Consider the following 20,779-nt stretch of genomic DNA (forward strand, 5'->3'; position numbering starts at 1 on the left):
AAGGCCGCGCACACAACCACGGAGACAATAGCCATGTATCGAACCACAGACGGTGAAGAGATTTTCATCATCGACGGACACGTCCACCTATGGGACGGCAGCAAGGCCAACGTGAAAAACGTACATGGCCAGCAGTTCATCGATTGCTTCTATGCGTATCACTCGAACCTGAGCCCGAAGGAATACTTGTGGCCCAAGGACAAGTTCGACAAGTACGGCGAGGAAGCCATGTATGAAGACCTGTTCGTCACGGGTTATGACGATATGGCGATCTGTCAGCCGACCTATCTGATCGACTTCTACAAGAACGGTTTCAATACGACCGAAAGCAACTATGTGCTGAAGAAGAAGTACCCGCACCGGTTCATCGTCAATGGCGCATTCGATCCGCGCGACGGCGAGGCGGGTCTCGATCGCCTGGATGAGCTTTCCGAACTCTACAAGATCCAGGGGGTCAAGCTCTATACGGCCGAATGGCGCGGCGACAGCAAGGGCTACAAGCTGTCGGACCCAGGCGTGCAGCGATACCTCGAACGCTGCGAGAAGCTGGGCATCCGCAACATCCACGTCCACAAGGGCCCGACTATCCTGCCGCTGAACCGCGACGCGTTTGACGTTGCCGATGTCGACGACGCGGCCACCAGCTTCCAGAACCTGAACTTCATTGTCGAACATTGCGGCCTGCCGCGTCTTGACGATTTCTGCTGGATCGCGACGCAGGAAACCAACGTCTACGGTGGTCTCGCGGTGGTGTTGCCGTTCATTCACACCCGTCCCGAGTACTTCGCGCATGTGATCTCGGAACTGCTGTTCTGGATCGGCGAGGACAAGATCCTGTACGGCAGCGACTACGGTATCTGGTCGCCCAAATGGCTGATCGAGAAATTCATGGCGTTCGAGTTGCCGGAAAGCGTGAGCAAGGAAACGGGCGTTCAACTGTCGCTTGCGGCCAAGAAGAAGATCCTCGGGCTCAATGCGGCGCGGCTGTACGGCATCGACGTCGACGCGCAGAAGAAGGTGCTCGTTGAGACCCGGCAGCCGGTGCCGGTCGGCGTATGAGCATCATCGCCTCAAGGCCCGCCGCCGATCGGTCAGCACAAGTGTGGGCCCAGCTCCAGTCGGTCACCGATCCCGAACTGGACGAACCGGTGACCGAGCTGGGTTTTGTGACGCGTGTCGACGTGGATGCGGGCGGAGGCGTACAGATCGGCTTCCGGCTGCCGACTTACTGGTGCGCCGCCAACTTCGCGTACCTGATGGCCGACGACATGCGCCGCGCCGTAGCAGGCTTGCCGTGGGTGACGAAGGTCACGGTTGGGCTGGGCGAGCATATGTACGCCGACGCAATCAACCGTGGCGTGGCGGCGGGCCTGTCGTTTCAGCACACCTTTGGCGATGAGGCCAGCGGCGAACTTGAAGAAGTCCGCCGGACGTTCCTGATCAAGGCCTTTCAGCGGCGGCAGGAAGCCCTGCTGACGTCGCTGCTCGAACACGGCCTTGAACCTGCAGTGGCGGTGCGCATGAAGGTCGCGGAACTCGCTGAACTGCCGGACCATCTCGCCAGTCCGCGGCTCCTCGACCGCTATCTGGAGCGGCGCTTTGTCGTCGCGCGCCACGCCAGCGATGTGGCGCGGGCCAACGAACTGGCCTTTGTCGACAGCAGCGGCGCATCGCTCGATGCCGACGTGCTGCCCGGCTACCTGCGTGCGCTGCGGCGGATCGGCGTCAACGCGGAATTCAACGGCGCATTGTGCCGGGGTTTGCTGGCGGCGCGTTACGGAGACGCAGGCGCGCCGCAGGGTGACATCAAACCGGTGCGCTTCGTTCGTGCCGGCGACTTGAAGCGCGACGACGGGTTTGCACAGACGACCGGGAAGACAGCCGGGTCCATTTGAAATAGAGAGCGATCCAGAATAACTGGGACAGGAGGAGCAGGATCATGCCGAACATCATGCTGCATGACGACGAGGCTCGTTTGGCGCTGGGCCGCGGAGTCGCGAAGCTGGCCAAGGCGGTGCGGGGTACGCTCGGCCCTCGCGGGATGAACGCCATCATCGACCGGCCGATCGGCTCGCCGATCATCTCGCGCGACGGGGTGAGCATCGCCAACGAAATCGAACTGGAAGACCCATTCGAGAATATCGGTGCGCAGGTGGTGCGCGAAGTGTCGAAACAAACCAACGAGGTTGCCGGCGACGGCACGACCACGGCCACCGTGCTAGCCGACGCATTGGTCCAGGACGGGCTGGCGTGCCTTGCCGAGGGCGCCAACCCCGTTGAACTGGTGCAGGGCCTGGAGATCGCGGTGGACGAGGTGATTGCGGCGCTCAAGCGCGCCGCGACGCCGCTGCACGGCACTGAAGAGGTATGCGCGGTTGCCGTGGTCGCAGCTAATGACGAAGTCACCGGCAAGATGGTTGCCGAAGCGCTGGAGCGCGTGGGCCCCGATGGCATCGTCGACGTCGAGTACGGCACCACCGTCGAAACGCGTCTGGAAGTCGTCGACGGGATGGCATTCGATCGCGGCTACCTTTCCCATCACATGGTCACGGACATCGAAAGAATGCAGGTGGTGCTCGATAACCCACTCATTCTGATGACCGACCAGCGGCTGCAGTCGCTGGAAGAAGTGGCGGCGCTTCAGGCGCTCGCTTCGCAGAGCAAGCGCCCGTTGCTGATCATCGCAGAAGAGGTCGCGCCCGCTTGCGTCATGACCTTGCTCGCGTGGCGGGACAAGGGCGGCGGTCCCGTCGCGGCGATCCATCCGCCGGAGTACGGGCATTGGCGCAAAGCGATGCTCGAGGATATCGCCATCGTCACGGGCGGACGGGTGATCGCGCGGGATCTGGGTGGCAGGCTCGAAGCCACGGAATTGCGCGATCTCGGCAGCGCGCGGCAGGTCCGCATATCGTCGAACCAGACCATCATCTCAGCCGGCGGCGGCGATCCGGGCGCCGTCGCCGCGCGTCGCCAGCAGGTGGCGCGCCAGTATGAGATGGCCCCCGAGAATGTGGAGCGGGACAAGTTTCAGGTGCGCCTCGCCAAGCTATCGGGTGGCACTGCGCTCATTCTGGCGGGCGGAGCAACGCCCGTCGAACAGAAGCGCCGCCTTCATCTGATCGAAGATGCGATCAACGCGGCGCGCGCGGCGATCGCCGAGGGCGTCGTGCCGGGAGGCGGGATGGCGCTGCTGCGGGTGTCCTCCGAACTCGAAGGCGTCATTGCACGGACGCATGGCAGCAGGCAGCAGGGCGTGAGGTTGCTGCAACGCGTGCTCGCGAAACCGCTGTATCACATCGCGACGAATTGCGGCCTTGACGGAACGGCGATCGTCGGCGAAGCGGTGCGAGTGAAACCCGACATGGGCCTCGATGCGCGCACGGGTTCGTTCGTCGACCTGAAGGCGGCCGGCATCATCGATCCTGTGAAGGTCAGTTACAGCGCGGTGCGCAACGCGGCCTCGGTCGCCGGACTCATCCTCACCACGCAGACGCTGATTGCGAAAAAGCCGGACACGATCGATCCTACTGCGGGGCCGGCGCTAGGCGCGGGGGCCGAATTGCTCGGCCGCAAGTAGTCGCACGGTAACCGGTCTTCGCGTCGAAGACCGGCTAAAGAAAGGGCGCGCCCGGCGTGGATCGGGCGGCCACCCATGGAAGGAGACAGCAATGGCTATGAAACTGGCCTCACACGACAACACACGGGCGCCGACGGTACGCCGCGCGGGCGCGATGTCAGCGCCCCGCCTGCTCAAGCTCACATTGGGCTGGTCAATTACGCTTTGCGGCGCGGTTCTTCTGATGACCGATGTGAGCGCAGCGAGCACTCCGCTGTTGCGCAGCCTCGTCGACGCAATCCGAAGCGCGATCGCGTGAACGCCATGCCTGCCTGCTGAACGGGGCACGCCTATGACTTTGACGAGCAAGGAGCGACGACCTTGGACGATCGCGTGCGCGGCGTAGTCGAACCGACGACCCTAACCGGACGCACGACGCTTGCGGTAAGAGAAATATTGGACGGCCGCCGCCGCGGTGCGCGGATGCTTCTGCCGTTCGCGGGACCGGCCGTCGTGGTCTCCGTTGCATATATGGACCCGGGCAACTTTGCGACGAACATTCGCGCGGGCGCCCGCTACGGATATGCGTTGCTGTGGGTCGTACTGCTGGCGAACCTTATCGCCATGCTGTTTCAGTCGTTATCGGCGAAACTCGGAATCGTCACCGGGCGAAACCTTGCAGAACTGTGTCGTGAGCGGTTCCCGAAACCGGTTGTGCTTCTGATGTGGGGCGTAAGCGAAATCGCCGCGATGGCAACCGATCTTGCCGAGTTTCTCGGTGGCGCAATCGGGCTGTCGTTGCTGTTTCACATGCCGTTGCTTGCCGGCATGATGGTCACGGCGGTCGTGACGTATGGTCTTCTGCTGTTCGAGAACGCCGGTTTTCGACCGCTCGAACTGGTAATCGGCGCGCTGGTCGGGATCATTGGCTTGTCCTATCTTGCCGAACTGTTCATTACACCGGTTGGCTGGCCGGATGCTTTCGCGAATATGTTCTCCGTCCAGGTGCCCGACGCGGATGCGCTGATGATTTCCGTCGGCATCGTAGGTGCGACCGTGATGCCGCACGCGCTCTTTTTGCATTCGGGGCTGACGCAACATCGTGCTTCCGTCAGGACCGAGCTAGAGCGCACAAGACTGCTGAAATTTTCGAACATCGAGGTCGTTATCGCATTAACCATTGCCGGCCTGATCAACATGGCGATGGTCATCATGGCAGCGGGTGCATTTCACGATGGGCATCCGGACGTTGCGGAGATCGAGAGCGCGTATCACACGCTGGCGCCGCTATTAGGCTTTGGGGCGGCGTGCATATTCCTTTTATCGCTGATTGCGTCGGGCATCTCGAGTTCGGTAGTCGGCACGATGGCGGGCCAGATGATCATGCAAGGATTCGTCGGTTTTCGAATTCCCTTGTGGCTGCGCAGAGCCGTGACCATGGTGCCGAGTCTCGTCGTCGTTGCGCTTGGCACCAATGCGACCCATGCGCTCGTCATCAGTCAGGTTGTGCTGAGTCTTGCGTTGCCGCTGCCGATGGCAGCGTTGGTCTGGTTGACATGCCGCGAGGATGTGATGGGCAGGTACAGGAATCGCAAGTGCGTGGCCGTGCTTGCGACGCTGGCGGCGCTCGCGGTCCTGTCGTTCAACGTGATACTGGTGCTGCAGACGTTCGGCGTCGACATTGCCGGGCTGCCACATTGATGCACCGCCAACTAACGCAACTATAAAGAGATTGATATTGGACGTGGCTCTGTCGGCAGGCAAACAGACAGCAAAATCTTGAGGCAGCGATGCCCGGCGGGTTTTCGCGAACTGACTGGATGAAGATGTAGGCCTATACTGTTCAGCGATCGCGATGCCGGGTTGCTTTATCCAACACCGAAAAACCTAAGGCGCGACATTCCTGCGAGGCACGTCGAAGGCTGCCCTAGAGCCGCTTCTTCGCTGTCTGACCGCATAGGAGGAGAGTTGTGGCGAGACACCAGCATGGCATGTCGGGTCTAGGCGACCACGCTACTATGCGCAGCATAGTAGCCAACGCGCAGCGTGCGAACGCCCGTCACTCCGACAGGGTCACGATGCTTGCATGGGAGCGTTTTCTGGCGGGCGAGGCGTCGACGTCCGCTCCCTCGGCTCTGATCGACTCCTGGCAACGCAGTTTGCGATCAGGAGTCAGCCCCACAGCGGGATCCGCACCATTCGCGGTACATGGCGACGCACTCGCGGCGTTGTCCTGGCGCCATCGTGAGTTGTTGGCGGCCTCCGAACGTCTTTTCACCGTGACCGCGGATCTTTTCGCCGATTCGCATTCGATGCTGCTGCTGACCAATCAGGACGGTGTCATCCTCAAGGCTGCAGGCGATCTGCGTACACTGGCAGCTGGCGAGAAAATCCATTTAACAGTTGGCGGCGACTGGCGTGAGGGCCAGGCCGGGACCAACGGCATCGGCACCGCGCTCGCCACCCGTCAGCCGACTTACATCCATGGTTCGGAACACTTCTGTGAAGGCATCAAGTCGTGGAGTTGCGCAGCGGCGCCCATCTGCGAACCGGGAACGGGCGCGATTATGGGTGTGCTCGACATTTCCGGACCGCCTACCACTTATCACATCAATAACCTCACCCTGGCGGTGACGGCAGCGCGCCAAATCGAAATGGTGCTGGCCGAGCAGGCGGCATGCGAACATATGCGGCTGCTGGCCTTCTGCCTGCAGCGTTTGTCGTCATCCGACGCAACCGGGATGATCGCGATCGATCGCGCAGGTCGGCTCGTGCATACGACTGGCCGCGTGTCATTGCCGGTCGGCATCGGAGAGCGCTTCCCCGGTATGGATGAGAGCTCCGCGGTGGAAGACTGGGCGCGGCACTTGCCCGAAGGGTTGCGTAGCGAATGGTTCAACCCGGTCGTCGTGGATGGCAGCACGATCGGCGCGATGCTGGTGGTTCCCGCGCGGGCGCGGTCCGTCAGCGCACGGATTGCCGAGCGAAGTGGCGAGGCCGATCCGCAGCGCAGCTGCTTCGCACAGATCCAGGGGCAAAGTACAGCGATGCAGGCCGCCGTCAAGCGTGGGCGGCAGCTTGCACGCAGACGGGTGCCCGTCCTGATCGAGGGGGAAACCGGCGTCGGCAAAGAGCTGTTCGCGCGCGCGATACATGGCGAAGAAGGGGGGGGCGGACCTTTCGTCGCTTACAACTGCGGAGCCGCATCGAAAGAACTGATCGCCAGCGAACTGTTCGGTCACGTGCGCGGCGCTTTTACCGGCGCCACTGCAGAGGGGCGCCCTGGCCGGTTTGAACTGGCTCATGGAGGCACACTATGCCTCGACGAAATTGGTGAGATGCCGCTCGAACTACAACCGGTCCTGTTGCGCGCGCTCGAAGAGGGCGTCATTTATCGGCTGGGGGACACGCAGCCGCGACACGTCGACGTGCGCCTGCTGGCGATGACCAATCGTAATCTGCGCGAAGAGGTCGAGTCGGGCCACTTCCGCCGCGATCTCTATTACCGTATCAGCGTTACGCGCCTGCGCATTCCGCCGCTGCGCGAGCGGGACATCGATATCGATCTGCTCGTCGAGCATTTCAACCGGCGTCTTGCTCAGCGCCACGGCGTTGCCGAGCGGCGATTGAGTGCCGAGATCATGGCGGTGCTGCGTGCCTATTCCTGGCCGGGCAACGTGAGAGAGATACGCAATGTGATCGAGAATCTGTTGTTGACGTCCAACGAGGAAGTGGTATCGCTCGACGAGTTACCTGCTGAGCTACTCGACGAAACGGCGACCGTCAGCGTTGTGCCGCCATTGCCCGATCAGTCGACAAGTCTGGAGGACACTGAGCGTCTGGCCATCGCCCGCGCCGTGCGCAGCGCGGGCGGAAATCTTGCGCAGGCCGCCCGGGCACTCGGTGTGTCGCGCAGCACGCTTTACCGCAAGCTTGAGCTCTATCGACTGGACGGTATCGTCAAGCCGTTCGGCGGATGAGCATCGCCGTGGCGCGCATTGCCCTCGCGATCGTAAGCCGCTACCGCCATGACGCACCTTCAATCGCCAAAGTAGTCCGTCAGATGAGCCGCCGTGCAGCCGCCCGCGATACGCGTCAACCCTCCCGGCGTGCAGCACGCGACGCCGGCGCCCGGTCCGAGCTCGATGAGCCAGTCGCTTCGCGTATGTCGACGTCATTGACGTTGTAGCGTTCCGGATCGATACCAAGCTTGTCCCTGCAGTACCGCGCCTGGCATGTGAAGACGGTTCCGATGCAAATAGGTAAGCCGGTTGGTAATTTCCATATAGGCAGGATACCTTATCGATCGGACGAGGCCGCATTCCATGCAGCGCGCGCCGCGGCATCCTTGAGGCGGAGCTCCGCGAGATCGAACTTGCCTTTGTGAATGCGATGCGTCAACTTGATGCCTGAAATCGTGGCCGCGGCGCTCCTGAACCGTTTGAAGCCGAGCATCACATTCGTTCTGGATTTGATGTGGCGACGGGATCGGGTGATTCTCTTGCCCAGGTGTCGGCTCGACATCTGCACCGACGTTGCATATCGAGGCCCGATGCGGTTTTATGGCATCATCGTGTGCACCTTCACACCACCGCAGGAGCGTACGTCATGGCGACTTATATTGTCTTCACGAAGGAAAGCACGCAGGATCAGGGTGAACTCGACATCTATCAAAGCAAGGTGGGCGAGACCTTCAAAGGTCATCCTGTCAAGATTCTCGCTGCCTACGGACCTCAACAGGTTCTTGAGGGCGAAGCGCCTGAGGGCGTCGTGATCGTGGAGTTTCCGTCGACTGCGGCCGCGCGTGCGTGGTACGACGGCCCGGCGTATCAGGAAGTCGCACAGCACCGGTTCAAGGGCGCACGCTATCGCGCCGTTCTTGTCGAAGGCGTGTAACGAAAGGTGGGGATGCGCGGGCGCGTGGGGCTCAGCGGGCCTTGACAGATTTACGAAACGTCGACGCGGTAATGGTGCCAGCCACATTCGATCCGTTCACCCGGTGACACCATCTGCAACGGCGTGCCTAGAAGGGGCGATGCCCGCGCATGATGAGCTGGATGGGCTCATTCCTTCAGGAAGTTTTCAGGTGGGTCACGAAAGGCCGGATTTTCGCGTCGTCCGGATTCACATACACGACATCGGTCGGCACACGACGAGGAGCGTCAACGGTAAAGAAGACCGCTGGCGAGTCGAGTATTTCAGTGATCGCGTGTATGGTGTTCCGCTCAAAGGTCACCAGCTGGCCCGCAGCGAGGATGCGAGGCGCCTCGTCCTCGATCGAGAAGGCAACCTTCCCGGTCAGGAGGTAGAGATGTTCTTCGCACGTCTCGTGGTAGTGGCGAGGAATCGGGTAATAAACACGAAAGAGTCGTGAGCTAGCAGAAAGCTCATCGGTCAGGTAGACGTCGACGATCGTGCTATCGGCCTCGTCCGGAAATTGGTCGATGATCTTGTCTATGTCAAAGAAATTAAACAACTCATACTCCGGTTTGTGGGGGATGCTAGCCGGGTCTGCCGTGACTGAATACAGCGTGCCACACGACAACCGAGCGGTAGAACCACCTCATTGCGCAAATGAGATTTGCACAATGGGGCATGCTCCAAAGCGAACTACTTCGCTATCGCCCGCATCGCTATCAACGCCGGGCTGCGAACGCACGCAATGATTGACGACTTGCGTGGGAGTATCGATTAACCGCGTCACGCCCAACACTTCTTAGCCCCCGCCGATCAACCACCATAGCCACCCAGGACTCCAACCGCATGGGACCGCTCCGCGGTTTCCTCCCTCGAGGCTTATTCGACGCCTGCTCACAGGCGCCGCAGCACGCTCACACCAGTTTTAATGAGGGCAGGCATTGAATAACTTTTAACGTCGCAGGACGGTCCCTTGACATGATGCATGCCGAATGGGAGTCGCCGAGCGATATACCCGTAGTCAGACGAAACGCAGAGAAACGGGGCCGGGCACCGAAGCACGATCTGCTTTTGGAGACCTTTCAATTTCACTCTAATTGCGTACGAGAACGCGCCCATCTCCACGCTACGTAAGCATCGGAAATATTGTGGGTGTCGGCCTTAATGTTCCCTTCAGATAAGCCCGTTACGATCGCTGTCGAGGCGCAAAAAACGAGTTCTCGCGTTACCACCCTGACAGGAGAACACTGACACGCATCAGACACACCCCCGTCACCTCGGCAGCATCGCGATGAATGTGTTTCCGCCGCCGTGCTGAGCGGTAGGTGATGAAGCCGTACTTTCGCATCTCGGGCGTGCCGTGCGGCTTGGTTACTGCCGACGGTCGACCGATCCATTGATTCTCACACTGGCCACCGCCAATGGCGACGAGTGCCTTGTTTTCGACTGCAACCTTGCTGCCTGTCGGAATGGCACTACATGCGCTTGCATATTTTTGCGGTGCCTGCGCGTCATTCGGAATCGCCTACACCGTCACGGCCATTGCGCTGGTGGGTTCGTTTTTTGCGCGGAACACTATCAAGGCACCCAGCTATCCGCCTGTGACGGTGATCAAGCCTCTACGTGGTATGGAAACAGCGTTGCTACCTAATCTGGTGAGCTTCTGCGAACAGGTTTATCCGGGGGCGGTGCAATACCTCTTTGGAGTTCATGATCCGGATGACCCCGCATTGGAGGTAGTCGAGGAACTTCGGCGTCTGCACCCGGGCGCACATATCACGGTTGTCGCCGATAGCAAGTTGCACGGTTCGAACCGGAAAGTGAGCAACCTGCTTAACATGCTTCCTTCAGCGGTTCATGAGTTCTTCGTTTTTGCAGACAGTGACGTGTCGGTGGGGCGAGATTACCTTCGCAGAATAATGGACGAACTGCAGGCGGAGCGCGTGGGTCTTGTGACATGCGCATACGTCGGCGTACCCGATCCAGGCTTTTGGCCGAGGTTTTCAGCGAGAGCCATCGACTATCAGTTCTTGCCCGGTGTCGCGATGGGTCTCGCGCTTGGCCTGGCCAAGCCGTGTTTCGGGCAGACAATCGCGCTGCGTCGTAAAACTCTGGATGAGATTGGCGGGCTTCGTCAGTTTTCCAATTTTCTTGCGGAAGATCACGCCATTGGGTGTGCTGTGCGCGCGACAGGACAAAAGGTGGTCATCCCGGGATTCGTGATCGGACATGCGTGCACGGAATCCACGGCTTCTCGTCTTATCGAACATGAGTTGCGCTGGAGCAGGACAATCCGGCGGATCGATCCACTCGGCCACTTCGGTTCGGCGCTGAGCTATCCCGTCGCACTGTCGGTATTCGCGCTATTGCTCGCGGGGGCGTCGATGTGGTCAGTGTGGTTGCTTATCGCTGCCTTGTGCGCGAGAGTGTTATTGCAGATCCGCATCGATACCACGCTGAGGCGGCCGGTTCGCGATTTTTGGCTCTTGCCATTGTGGGATCTCATTGCTTTCGCCATACTTTGCGCAAGCTTTCTGTCGTCACGAGTTGTATGGCGAGGCGTGAGTTTCAATGTTGACCGCCGTGGGTTGCTGAAAATCACACCCGCCAATCGATCCGCCAAAGAATCAACCCTATCTCGTGATCCATCTCGATGATCAGGCATATCAGCAGACAGCGTTTGCGGGAATGATTTTCGCGCTAGTGATCCTTTGGGGCAGCCACCCGGAAGAAGTGCTCCTCCTGTTGCGGGACGCAGGCTCGGGATTGCTTCTCGCGGGGTTCGCCCACATTCTGCCAATGCTGGCCAACGCGCGCGACTGGCAAACACTGATACGTGGTGCAAACCGCCCAACGTTGCTGTCGATGTTGAAACTGGTCCGAATACGCGAGTCGGTGAACTGCATGCTGCCGGTTGCCCGTATCGGCGGGGAGCACGTTTCATTCCAGATTCTGCGGCGTTCTGGAGTGAGCTTTACGGCAGATATGCGAAGCCGCAGTGACGCGGGCGCATGAAACAGAGAGCACCCGCAGATGAAATACCTTGGAAGTGTTGCCGCCTTATGCGGTCTCGCGTTCGCGCTATGGCTCGTGTGGCACGATCATCCTGCCGCCGTGCTGCAACTGCTGAGAGGCGCGGGCATGGGCCTCGTGCTGGCAGCCTTGCTGCATATCCTGCCGATGTGCGCGAATGCATGGGACTGGCGCACCCTGATCCGCGTCCGTGAGCGGCCGTCATTCCCGGCAATGCTCAGGCTCGTGTGGATCCGCGAGTCAATCAATGGTCTTTTGCCCGTCGCGCGCATCGGAGGCGAAATCGTTTCGTTCCGGCTGCTCGGGCGCGCGGCTATGCGCCCGGCAACCGCGGCGGCGGGCCTCGTCGTCGACATGCAGCTCACGCTGATCAGCCAGCTCCTCTTTGCTTTGGTCGCCGCGGGCTATGTGCTCGAGCATTCGTCTTCCGATGTGGCGCGCTTCGCAGGCCGCCTCGCCTGGGCCATTGCGGCGCTCGCCCCGGCGCTGGTGCTGTTCGCGCTCGTCCATCACGCACGGCCGTTCGAGCGTGCGGCACGGACCCTCAACCGGATCACGAGCGGCAAGGTGGTCGACCTGGTGGGCAGGTCCGCACGCATCGATCAGTCCATCAAACTGATCTGGCGGCAGACGGGCATTGTCGTCCGCTATCTGCTCATCTGGCAGACGCTGCAATGCGCGGGGTATGCGCTGGAGATCTGGTTCGCGCTGCACGTGCTCGGGGCAGACGCGACCTTCGCACAGGCGTTCGTGATCGAGGCCCTGATTCAGCTCGTCAGCAGCGCCGCCTTCCTGGTCCCGGGGGGCCTCGGCGTGCAGGAGGGCGGCTTCGTGCTGATCGGTGGCCTGCTCGGATTCGACGCGCCGACGTGCCTCGCGCTCGCAGGAGCGCGGCGCGTGCGCGATCTGCTGTTCTATGTGCCGGGCCTGCTTGCATGGCAGGTGGCCGAATATGCCTTGCCGTCGACACGCCGTGTTGAAGGCGCGGACTGAGGAAGGGGCCTATGCTTGAGCCGGACGACGCGGCGAATGCACGAATTCACGTACGATTTGAGTCAATGCAGGCACATAACCGGCTCCGTTCACGATGTAGTCAAGGGATGTCCGAATGCATTACGCGAATATTTCTGCAGGCGTACGTGTGCATTCCGGCCGCTAGTTGACAGTTATATTGTCCGCAACGGAAACAGTGGGCGGCGCCAATCGACGAGGCCGCACCAACGCGACGCGTGTCCCGCATAGCGAGCTTCGATTCGTAATTCAACGTGAAGTCGCAACGGGCACCAGCGCGGACGCACGTCGCTCCGTCAGGCCCCGCGTTTTCGCGTAGGCGACCTGCTGGCGTCAGGCGCGGAGGGGCGCGCTGCGCTGAAGTCGAGGCACGTAGAACCGCGGGTCGGGGTCTGAGGCCTCATGCCTTACGCGTCCTCAGAAATCTGAAGAACTCCACGCCTTCCTGAAGACGCCGTTTCATCATTTCCCAACTCACCAGCATCTCGCGGACGATTTCCCAGATCTTCGATGGCCGGAAATAAAAGTGCTTGTAGAACTCCTCCACGCCAAGATAGATCTCCTCGCGCGACAGGTGCGGATAGCCGATCGTTGCCGCCTGGGTGCCCGCGTCATTGATCAGGGTGATGACCTTGGTGTCTTTAAGCCATCCATTCTCGACTGCCTGCTTGTGAAGGACTGTGCCCGGGTAGGGCGCAGCGAGTGACACCTGGATCGTGTGGGGGTTGATCTCTTTCGCATACTGGATCGTCTTTTTGATCGTTTCGTGCGTCTCACCGGGGAGACCAAGAATGAACGTACCGTGGATCTTGATGCCAAGCTTGCGGCAATCGTCACTGAACTGGCGTGCCATATCGGTCCGCAGGCCCTTTTTGACATTCACGAGGATCTGGTCGTCGCCGGATTCGTAGCCGACGAGCAGGAGCCGCAAGCCGTTCTCTTTCATCACCTTCAGGGTTGAATAACGTACATTCGCTTTGGCATTGCACGACCACGTTACTCCAAGCTTGCCAAGACCGCGGGCGATCTCTTCGGCTCTCGCTGCGAGGTCGGTAAAGGTATCGTCATCGAACATGATCTCCTTGATTTCGGGCATGTTGTCCCTGATCCATTTCACTTCTTCAAGGACGTTCTCGACCGAACGCGTGCGGTAGCGATGGCCTCCGACCGTATGCGGCCAGAGACAAAAGGTGCACCTGGATTTGCAGCCTCGCCCCGTGTAGAGCGAAACGTACGGATGCTTGAGATAGCCGCTGAAGTAATTTCTGGTCGTCAGGTCGCGCTTATAGACGGGCGCGACGAACGGAAGCTGGTCCATGTCTTCAAGAATCGGGCGGGCTTCGTTGTGCTTGATTGTGCCGTCGGGCAGACGATAGCTGAGTCCGAGAATGGACTCGAACGGAAGCCCCTGCGCGATGTCGCGACATGTGAAGTCGAATTCTTCACGGCACACGAAGTCAAGTGCATCGCTTGCCGTAAGTGAGCCGTGAGGATCGACGGCTACCTTCGCACCGACCATTCCGATGAGGATCGTGGGCTTGCGCCGTTTTAGATGTTCCGCGAATTGCACATCACTCGGGAACGACGGAGAACTCGTGTGAATGATAACCAGTTCGTATTGCAAAGCAATGTCAAGGGTCGTTTCCAGCGACAGGCCGTCTGCGGGAGCATCCACGAGGCGGCTATCCTTAACCAGCGCAGCGGGCTGGGCGAGCCACGTTGGATACCAGAATGATCGAATTTCGCGCTTCGTCTGGAACCGTGAGCCCGCTCCACCATCGAAGCCGTCATATGAAGGTGCCTGCAGAAACAACGTTTTCATAGATACTCTCAAAGAGAATTCTCTGCTTGAGCGAGATCAGTCACTCGCAGGGACGCGCCGGGCATCGGTGATATTCGAAATTTGATGATTTACCCAGGCGGATGCTGCTGCCACTGGGTAACGATGGACGCTCAAGAATACTACGACTTGCCGGCTCGACATCGCTAAGCGCGGGTTTTCCCCGGGTCGAGTGTTACAGCGAACCTACTTTGTCAGCCAGCAATCATAGAGATGTCAAGCAGATGTCAGGTTCACCGAAACAGATGCCGGTTGTTCTGATCGAACGGCAAGTCGTCAAGCCCCGAGGGTCATGATCACAGGTCGATATCCTGGCGAAGTCCAATCCAATTGTGAGCGCCGCTTTCAATAAGCTTCGCGCCATTCGCCAGCGCATCACAGCGCAACGCATGGCCGGGATCGATGATGACGCGAAGCTCGTGGACCGTCCACGCCGTTGAGAATATCGTTGCACAGTGGGCGATGCGCCGCGTCGCCGATCTTTGCCAATATTTCGGTGGTAATGCGGGCGATTCATTCGACGTCGAGTTCGCCAACAGTGGTACGAGCGCGTTCACACACAAGGGTAACTGCGTCCGCCCGCTGTTCTCTGTCGCGAGGGAAACGAGGTATGCATGTGCGTGAGTGTTTTGCATTTGCAGAACGACTATGTTCGCAGGGGATGCGACATCTTTCTCGACATAAATACGGCACGCACGGCAGCGCATAGCAATCAGGCCGCAGTAGAATCAGGTGCGAAGCCGGTGGCATTAAGGACGCGAATCCGCATGTTCACCGCGCTTGATGCTCCAAAGCGGGAGGCGACGTATGACGCAAGATCGACATAACACCGACAGTGTGCCTGTCGGAAACGGTCAGCTGATCAGTCCCGTCGAATTTTTGCTCATGGCAGGTTTTCTCGCATACCGGGCGCCCCTGGCGGCGGCCGCTGCGCAGGCTGCGGCCCGATGTGTTCTGCATGCCGTACTCGGGGCGGCGGCGGCTCGCGGGTTCGCTTATTCGGACATTCTCGAGGCGATGATGGCGAACGGGGAAAAGTCTGCGCACATGTGGACGCTTGCGGAGCAGGCCACCGCTGCCGTCGGCGATACGACCGCTTACCTGCGAGTGATTCGCAGAGCCGGCATAACGATCGAGGGGGACCTTTGAGAGCAGTCATCGACGAGCGTCCGCGCATCATCTCCGTGACGCTCGTCTGCCAGTCGACTTCTGTCTGAACCACAATCTGCACCCGGCACCTGCATGGCAGCCCGCTCGCTCGGCACGTCGCCTGGGCCGACCACGTGCGCCGCGCGTCGCGGTGAGAATCTGCACGATGGCGACGCGGGTCGTGCCGGTAAGCATCCGTTAAGTTTTGCGCGTCTAGCATGAACCTCGTTTCGATCGTCGAATGGGCCAGACGGGGCTGCGGGGCACAGCCCGGTCGAATGGCGACCTCCCCGCCGCTGTGACGGAGGAACTCGATGAAGAACTTTGCTGTGTCACTGCTCGCAGCATGCCGCGCCGTCGTTCGTGCCGGTGTGTCATATGGCAAGGCGCGACCCCAGGTCGTCAAGATGGCGCAGCCGTCTGCAGATGCGGAGAAAAATCAGTTTGGGGATATTCTGGATAACCAGGTGTTTGTTACGTACCGGTCGCCACTAGAGTTTTCGTTGAAAGTCCCCGAAGGATGGGCGCGCCGGGAGACGTTGCAGTCCGTCGAGTTCGCGAACAGGTACAACCGGATCTCGGTAACTGTCGGTTCGCGGACGCGCCCATTGACGCTCGAAGACGTGAAGTCCCATGAGGTGCGCGAACTTCAGCGGTCCGGAAACGATGTGCACGTGTCACATGTCAAGATCGTGCGGCTGCCATCGGGCAACGCCTTCGTTGTTACCTATGCGTCGGGTTCGGCACGCAACCCGGTTAGCAACGAGGCCATCCGTCGGGAGAATGCGCGCTACCTTTTCTCGAAGGACGGCAAGCTCGCGACACTGACGCTTTCCGCGCCGTCGGGCAGCGATAATGCCGATCAGTGGCAACTGATGGCGCAAAGCTTCGGTTGGTACTGACGTGGTAGTCCCTGCCACATACGACCTGTATCGCTTCTTTAGAGTTCCGAGAGGTCGAGCGCGATAGTGGCGCGGAACGAAGGGGCCTGTCATAGATTTTGTGTTCAAGGCATAACATGTAGCTCAAGGAGCATGTATGCCACGCAAACCCAAGACGACTACCGAAGCGCCGACAGTGTTACCGTCCATTCCGAAGGAACTGATCGACCAGTTCGTGAAGGGACCCATGACTGCCGAAGCGGTGCACGCCGCTTCAGCGGCATTCAAGAAGGCGCTGATCGAGCGGGCGCTGGGCGCCGAACTTGGACACCATCTGGGTTATCCGGCGGGTGCCGTGCGGCCCGAAGACGCGACCAACCAGCGCAACGGCAAGAGCGGCAAGACGGTGCTGACCGACGACGGTCCGCTGCGCCTGGAGATTCCGCGTGACCGCGACGGCAGCTTTGCCCCGATCCTGATTCCGAAGCACGAGCGACGTTTCACCGGCTTTGACGACAAGATCATCGCGATGTACGCCCGTGGCATGACGGTGCGCGAGATCCAGGGGTTTCTGGCTGAGCAGTACGGTACCGATGTGTCGCCGGAATTCATCAGCTCGGTGACCGATGCCGTGATGGACGAGGTGAGTATCTGGCAGGCGCGCCCGCTCGAGCCGATGTACCCGGTAGTGTTCTTTGACGCGCTACGCGTCAAGATCCGCGAGGAAGGGATGGTGCGCAACAAGGCGATCTATCTGGCGCTGGGCATCCTGCCGGACGGCACACGGGACATCCTGGGGCTGTGGATCGAGAACACGGAAGGCGCGAAGTTCTGGATGAAGGTATTCAGCGACCTGAAGGTGCGTGGCGTGCAGGACATCCTGATCGCGGTCACCGATGGACTGAAGGGCATGCCTGAAGCACTGGGCGCGGTGTTTCCGGCCACCACGCTCCAGACGTGCATCGTGCACCTGATCCGCAACTCGCTGGACTACGCGAGCTGGAAAGACCGGCGGGGGCTGGCTGCTGCCCTCAAACCGATCTATTCGGCAACGGGCGCTGAAGCTGCCCAGGCCGAACTGGACGCGTTCGAACAGGGTGAGTGGGGCCAGAAATTCCCGACGGTGGTGGCCGCCTGGCGTCGGGCCTGGGATCGCGTGATCCCCTTCTTCGCGTTTCCGCCAGCGGTTCGCAAGGTGATCTACACGACCAATGCCATCGAAAGCGTCAATGCCCGGCTACGCAAGATCGTCAAGACGCGTGGACACTTCCCGACGGACGAGGCCGCGACCAAACTGCTATGGCTGGCCTTGCGCAATATCACGGCTGACTGGAGCCGTGCTGCGCATGACTGGAAAGCCGCGATGAACCAGTTCGCGATCCTCTACGAGGATCGCTTCACCAGGAATCATTTGTAGAATGCAATTGATGAGCCTGCCAGATGGCAGGCTTTTAGCTGCCTTGCACACAAAAATTCAGACACTCCCGAACGAAGTGCCGACGGGGCTACGCACGGCGTGGGCGTTAGTTCAGTTTCGGCAGTAGGGCCGAAAACTCGCGCGGTCGCGTAAAAGGCTTCCGGGATCGTTGGATCTGTTGCAGGCCGACTTGCTGTACTAGTGCGACCACCCAGGCTGTCACATCTTCTTCCGTCCAATGAGATCGAGTCGACCGTGATCAATCTGTTTACTCATTCGCCATCAAAGAATAAATGTCGAGGCCAGATTCAAATGTCCGCTGTCCAGCCAAGTTCAGATGTCCGCTTTTGCGGGGTTAGAAATCTCTATCTTCAAGAGGTTCTTAGCGCCGAGCCTGCGGGTTCGCTGGTGGTTCCCAGGACGATCCTGTTGAATTAGCGAGCCTTGTCGACATTTGCTGGGTATTGTCGCTTCGTTAGGGTTCATCGGCCGGAAACCCTTGTCCGGCATGGGTTGGTGTGGGATGCCAGCCGACGCTGGTTGATTGAACAGGCAGCGAGAACTGGTTCCGCGATCTCGACGTTAGATGAAGGTCGCCGATGAAGAACTCTTCGCGCTGTGCGCGCGGCGGCGGTGCCGGTTCAGGATGAATCGGGGCGGCGCTGTCGGGAACGATTGCCGCGTAGGGAATCGCCTGTGGCGCCGGCTCAGGCTGTCCTGAACGACCGCTTGCGTATGCCGGAGCTCCGTGATGGTGCCTTGAGACGGAGGCACCAACGGGTGGTCACCTATATAGCTGACGGCCATGCCAATGTGCAGACGCTGATGCACTTCGCGGACCCGCATATCCAACGCTCGCGGGCAACGATCGCACTCATCATGTCGGCGCATAGCCCCGCTTTCGCGCGGTCTCGGCAATTTCAACACTTGCCATCATGAAATTTCGATGCTATTTTTTCATGAAATTTCACACGTGAATTTTCACAAGAACGCCCATGTTTGCGCAGTCTGCCCAGCACGTGACGAGCTACTACGCCAGTACCCTGGCCGACCCGATTCCGCTGCATCCTGTGCTGGACGGTCGGCTGGATGCGGATGTGCTGGTCGTTGGTGCGGGTTTCAGCGGGCTACATACGGCGCTGCGGCTTGCGTCGGCGGGCAAGCGTGTCGTCGTGCTGGAGGCGAGCCGCGTCGCATGGGCCGCGTCGGGCCGCAACGGCGGGCAGGCGTTGCTCGGCTGGTCGTGCGACATGCAACCGCTCGAAGATTCATTGGGTCACGCGCGCGCACGTGAACTGTGGGACACCATGCGCTGGGCCGCCAGGGAAATCCGGGATCTGCCGGCACGACACGGATTCGACATCGACTATTGTCCGGGCAGCTTGTGGGCCGCGGTCCGGCCGCGCCGGGTCGCGTTGCTCAATCAGGCGCGCGACGAGGCGGCCGAACGCTGGGGCTACGATCGCCTGAGCGTCATTACGCGCGATGAGATGCCCGAGTGGATCGGCAGCCCGCGCTATCTGGGCGCACTTTACGATCCAGAGGCTGGTCACCTGAATCCGCTTAAGTTGGCGCTCGGCCTCGCGCTGGCGATCGGGCGCACGGGCGGTCGCATCTTCGAGCAGAGCCGTGTGCTCGACTACCGCGAGACGTCATCAGGGTACGTTGCGCGTACCGAGCGCGGCGAAGTGCGCGCGGATGTGCTCGTACTCGCGTGCAATGCGTACATCGACCGGTTGGACCCTAAACTTGCGAGGCGCCTGCTTCCCGTCGGCACGTATCAGGTCGCGACTGAGCAACTCGATCCCGAACTCGCGAATTCGCTGCTGCCGCGCAACAGTTGCGTGATCGACAATCAGTTCGTGCCCGACTACTTCCGGCGAAGCCCCGATAATCGACTGCTATTCGGCGGCGGCTGCACGTACCTTGGCGGCATTCCGGCCAACATCGCGGAAAGCACGCGGCGGCCACTTGAACGCGCATTCCCGCAGTTGCGCGGCGTGAAGCTCGAGTTCGCGTGGGGCGGGCACCTCGACATCAGCATGCGCCGTACGCCGGACATCGGCTGCCACAGGCAGCGTTACTGGCTTCAGGGTTTTTCAGGGCACGGTGTACTGCCGACGCTTGCGGGCGCGCGAGCTGTCGCCGATGCGATCCTTGGCAACGATCACCTTCTGTCTCTGTATCAACGCATCCGCAACCCGCGCTTTCCAGGTGGCGAGCGGTTCGCCGCGCCCCTCGAAGCGATCGGCAAGGCCTGGTTCCGCTTGCGCGACACGGTCTGAACAGGAAACCGATCATGAACGAGCAGGAAGAAATAGAAGGCCTCGCAATCCTGATCCGCGATCTGCGCAAGCATCGCAAGGTCACACTGCGCGAACTGGCCGACAGGATGGGACGCTCAGTGGGCTTTCTGTCGCAGGTCGAGCGCGGGCTGTCGCGCCCCACCGTCGCCGACCTGACCGCGATCTGCGATGCGCTTGACACGCCGCACACCTATTTCTACAGCCTGAGCAAGCCCCGCTCGGTGCCGTGGGTCACGCGTCCCGGAGAACGCCGCACGCTGTATTACGCGGAGGGCATCACCGACGTCCTCGTGTCGCCGACCATGCGTGCGCGCTTTTCGATGCTCGACAGCCATCTCGCGCCCGGCGCGAGCAGCGGGGAACGTCCCGTCGACGACCGTGACGAACAGGGCGGCTTTGTGCTCGAGGGTGAGCTCACGGTCTGGCTCGACAACGGCGAGCCCGTCACGCTCGGACCAAACGATGCTTTCCAGGTGCCCGCGCATGCCCGGTTCCGCTACGCGAATCTCACCGACCAGCCGACACGGATCATCTGGGTTTTCACCTGAGGTCGCGCGGGGGCATGCGATGTCAGTCCGCCCTCCCGCGCGAATCGAATCGTTTCCCGCGCTCAAAATATGGACCGCCGCGTCGCGGAAGTCCGTCCATCGAGTTCGTCTGAACGCCTTT

The 20,779-nt window shown here is 60.5% G+C and carries 19 protein-coding genes; 15 read left to right on the forward strand and 4 right to left on the reverse strand.

Going from position 1 to position 20,779, the window contains the following annotated elements; genetic code table 11:
* Positions 1 to 33 precede the first annotated feature (33 nt).
* The 6 genes from C2L64_RS20525 to C2L64_RS20550 all read left to right on the forward strand — a co-directional run bounded on the left by C2L64_RS20525 (position 34) and on the right by C2L64_RS20550 (position 7,536).
* Entirely contained in the window at positions 34 to 1,059 is a 1,026-nt protein-coding gene (locus tag C2L64_RS20525) for an amidohydrolase family protein (protein WP_007590225.1), read from the forward strand.
* Positions 1,056 to 1,895: a metal-sulfur cluster assembly factor gene (locus C2L64_RS20530; protein WP_007590226.1), complete on the forward strand. Its 840-nt coding sequence runs from the start codon at positions 1,056 to 1,058 to the stop codon at positions 1,893 to 1,895. Before C2L64_RS20525 ends, C2L64_RS20530 begins: the two co-directional genes overlap by 4 nt.
* Before the next feature lie 44 nt (positions 1,896 to 1,939).
* The gene (gene groEL / locus C2L64_RS20535) at positions 1,940 to 3,577 is read left to right on the forward strand and encodes a molecular chaperone GroEL (RefSeq protein WP_007590228.1); all 1,638 of its coding nucleotides are present in this window, start codon (positions 1,940 to 1,942) and stop codon (positions 3,575 to 3,577) included.
* 91 nt (positions 3,578 to 3,668) lie between these two features.
* Positions 3,669 to 3,875, forward strand: coding sequence for a hypothetical protein (locus C2L64_RS20540; RefSeq protein WP_039901779.1), 207 nt, complete (start codon positions 3,669 to 3,671; stop codon positions 3,873 to 3,875).
* A gap of 62 nt (positions 3,876 to 3,937) precedes the next feature.
* Positions 3,938 to 5,257 (forward strand): Nramp family divalent metal transporter, encoded by a 1,320-nt coding sequence (locus C2L64_RS20545; protein ID WP_007590231.1) that lies wholly within the window; start codon positions 3,938 to 3,940, stop codon positions 5,255 to 5,257.
* 317 nt (positions 5,258 to 5,574) lie between these two features.
* Complete coding sequence (locus tag C2L64_RS20550; RefSeq protein WP_238554803.1) at positions 5,575 to 7,536, forward strand: sigma-54-dependent Fis family transcriptional regulator; 1,962 nt, start codon at positions 5,575 to 5,577, stop codon at positions 7,534 to 7,536.
* A gap of 319 nt (positions 7,537 to 7,855) precedes the next feature.
* Here the strand turns inward: C2L64_RS20550 and C2L64_RS53315 are convergent, their stop codons facing one another.
* A complete protein-coding gene (locus C2L64_RS53315) occupies positions 7,856 to 8,011 on the reverse strand; it encodes a hypothetical protein (protein ID WP_007590237.1) in 156 nt (51 codons plus the stop codon).
* 153 nt (positions 8,012 to 8,164) lie between these two features.
* Here C2L64_RS53315 and C2L64_RS20565 point away from each other — a divergent pair, with 153 nt between their 5' ends.
* Positions 8,165 to 8,452 carry a DUF1330 domain-containing protein gene (locus C2L64_RS20565; RefSeq protein WP_007590239.1) on the forward strand — a complete coding sequence of 96 codons (288 nt, stop codon included), beginning with the start codon at positions 8,165 to 8,167 and terminating at the stop codon, positions 8,450 to 8,452.
* A 175-nt stretch (positions 8,453 to 8,627) separates the two neighbouring features.
* On the opposite strand, the gene C2L64_RS20570 is transcribed toward C2L64_RS20565, so the two are convergent.
* The gene (locus C2L64_RS20570) at positions 8,628 to 9,032 is read right to left on the reverse strand and encodes a cupin domain-containing protein (protein ID WP_007590245.1); all 405 of its coding nucleotides are present in this window, start codon (positions 9,030 to 9,032) and stop codon (positions 8,628 to 8,630) included.
* 862 nt (positions 9,033 to 9,894) lie between these two features.
* On the opposite strand from C2L64_RS20570, the gene hpnI reads away from it, so the two are divergent.
* The 3 genes from hpnI to C2L64_RS20585 are packed head-to-tail and all read left to right on the forward strand — an operon-like array spanning position 9,895 to position 12,499.
* Entirely contained in the window at positions 9,895 to 11,130 is a 1,236-nt protein-coding gene (hpnI, locus tag C2L64_RS20575) for a bacteriohopanetetrol glucosamine biosynthesis glycosyltransferase HpnI (RefSeq protein WP_007590246.1), read from the forward strand.
* Entirely contained in the window at positions 11,114 to 11,488 is a 375-nt protein-coding gene (locus tag C2L64_RS20580) for a lysylphosphatidylglycerol synthase domain-containing protein (protein ID WP_322789418.1), read from the forward strand. Before hpnI ends, C2L64_RS20580 begins: the two co-directional genes overlap by 17 nt.
* 18 nt (positions 11,489 to 11,506) lie before the next feature.
* On the forward strand, positions 11,507 to 12,499 hold the full coding sequence (locus tag C2L64_RS20585) for a lysylphosphatidylglycerol synthase domain-containing protein (RefSeq protein WP_007590248.1): 993 nt from the start codon (positions 11,507 to 11,509) through the stop codon (positions 12,497 to 12,499).
* A gap of 418 nt (positions 12,500 to 12,917) precedes the next feature.
* Here the strand turns inward: C2L64_RS20585 and hpnJ are convergent, their stop codons facing one another.
* Positions 12,918 to 14,339 (reverse strand): hopanoid biosynthesis associated radical SAM protein HpnJ, encoded by a 1,422-nt coding sequence (gene hpnJ, locus C2L64_RS20590; RefSeq protein ID WP_007590250.1) that lies wholly within the window; start codon positions 14,337 to 14,339, stop codon positions 12,918 to 12,920.
* A gap of 314 nt (positions 14,340 to 14,653) precedes the next feature.
* The gene (locus C2L64_RS20595) at positions 14,654 to 14,914 is read right to left on the reverse strand and encodes a hypothetical protein (protein ID WP_007590252.1); all 261 of its coding nucleotides are present in this window, start codon (positions 14,912 to 14,914) and stop codon (positions 14,654 to 14,656) included.
* A gap of 250 nt (positions 14,915 to 15,164) precedes the next feature.
* On the opposite strand from C2L64_RS20595, the gene C2L64_RS20600 reads away from it, so the two are divergent.
* From C2L64_RS20600 to C2L64_RS20620, 5 genes are all read left to right on the forward strand, one after another.
* Positions 15,165 to 15,506 carry a hypothetical protein gene (locus C2L64_RS20600; protein ID WP_007590253.1) on the forward strand — a complete coding sequence of 114 codons (342 nt, stop codon included), beginning with the start codon at positions 15,165 to 15,167 and terminating at the stop codon, positions 15,504 to 15,506.
* A 314-nt stretch (positions 15,507 to 15,820) separates the two neighbouring features.
* Positions 15,821 to 16,408, forward strand: a complete 588-nt coding sequence (locus C2L64_RS20605; RefSeq protein WP_007590254.1) for a hypothetical protein — start codon at positions 15,821 to 15,823, stop codon at positions 16,406 to 16,408.
* 136 nt (positions 16,409 to 16,544) lie between these two features.
* Positions 16,545 to 17,804 carry an IS256 family transposase gene (locus C2L64_RS20610; RefSeq protein ID WP_079487685.1) on the forward strand — a complete coding sequence of 420 codons (1,260 nt, stop codon included), beginning with the start codon at positions 16,545 to 16,547 and terminating at the stop codon, positions 17,802 to 17,804.
* Positions 17,805 to 18,799: 995 nt separating this feature from the next.
* Entirely contained in the window at positions 18,800 to 20,089 is a 1,290-nt protein-coding gene (locus C2L64_RS20615; RefSeq protein ID WP_009770344.1) for an NAD(P)/FAD-dependent oxidoreductase, read from the forward strand.
* Positions 20,090 to 20,103: 14 nt separating this feature from the next.
* Complete coding sequence (locus C2L64_RS20620) at positions 20,104 to 20,658, forward strand: helix-turn-helix domain-containing protein (protein ID WP_009770343.1); 555 nt, start codon at positions 20,104 to 20,106, stop codon at positions 20,656 to 20,658.
* Positions 20,659 to 20,779 lie beyond the last annotated feature (121 nt).

Origin of the sequence: Paraburkholderia hospita (genome assembly GCF_002902965.1) — a bacterium.
GTDB lineage: Bacteria > Pseudomonadota > Gammaproteobacteria > Burkholderiales > Burkholderiaceae > Paraburkholderia > Paraburkholderia hospita.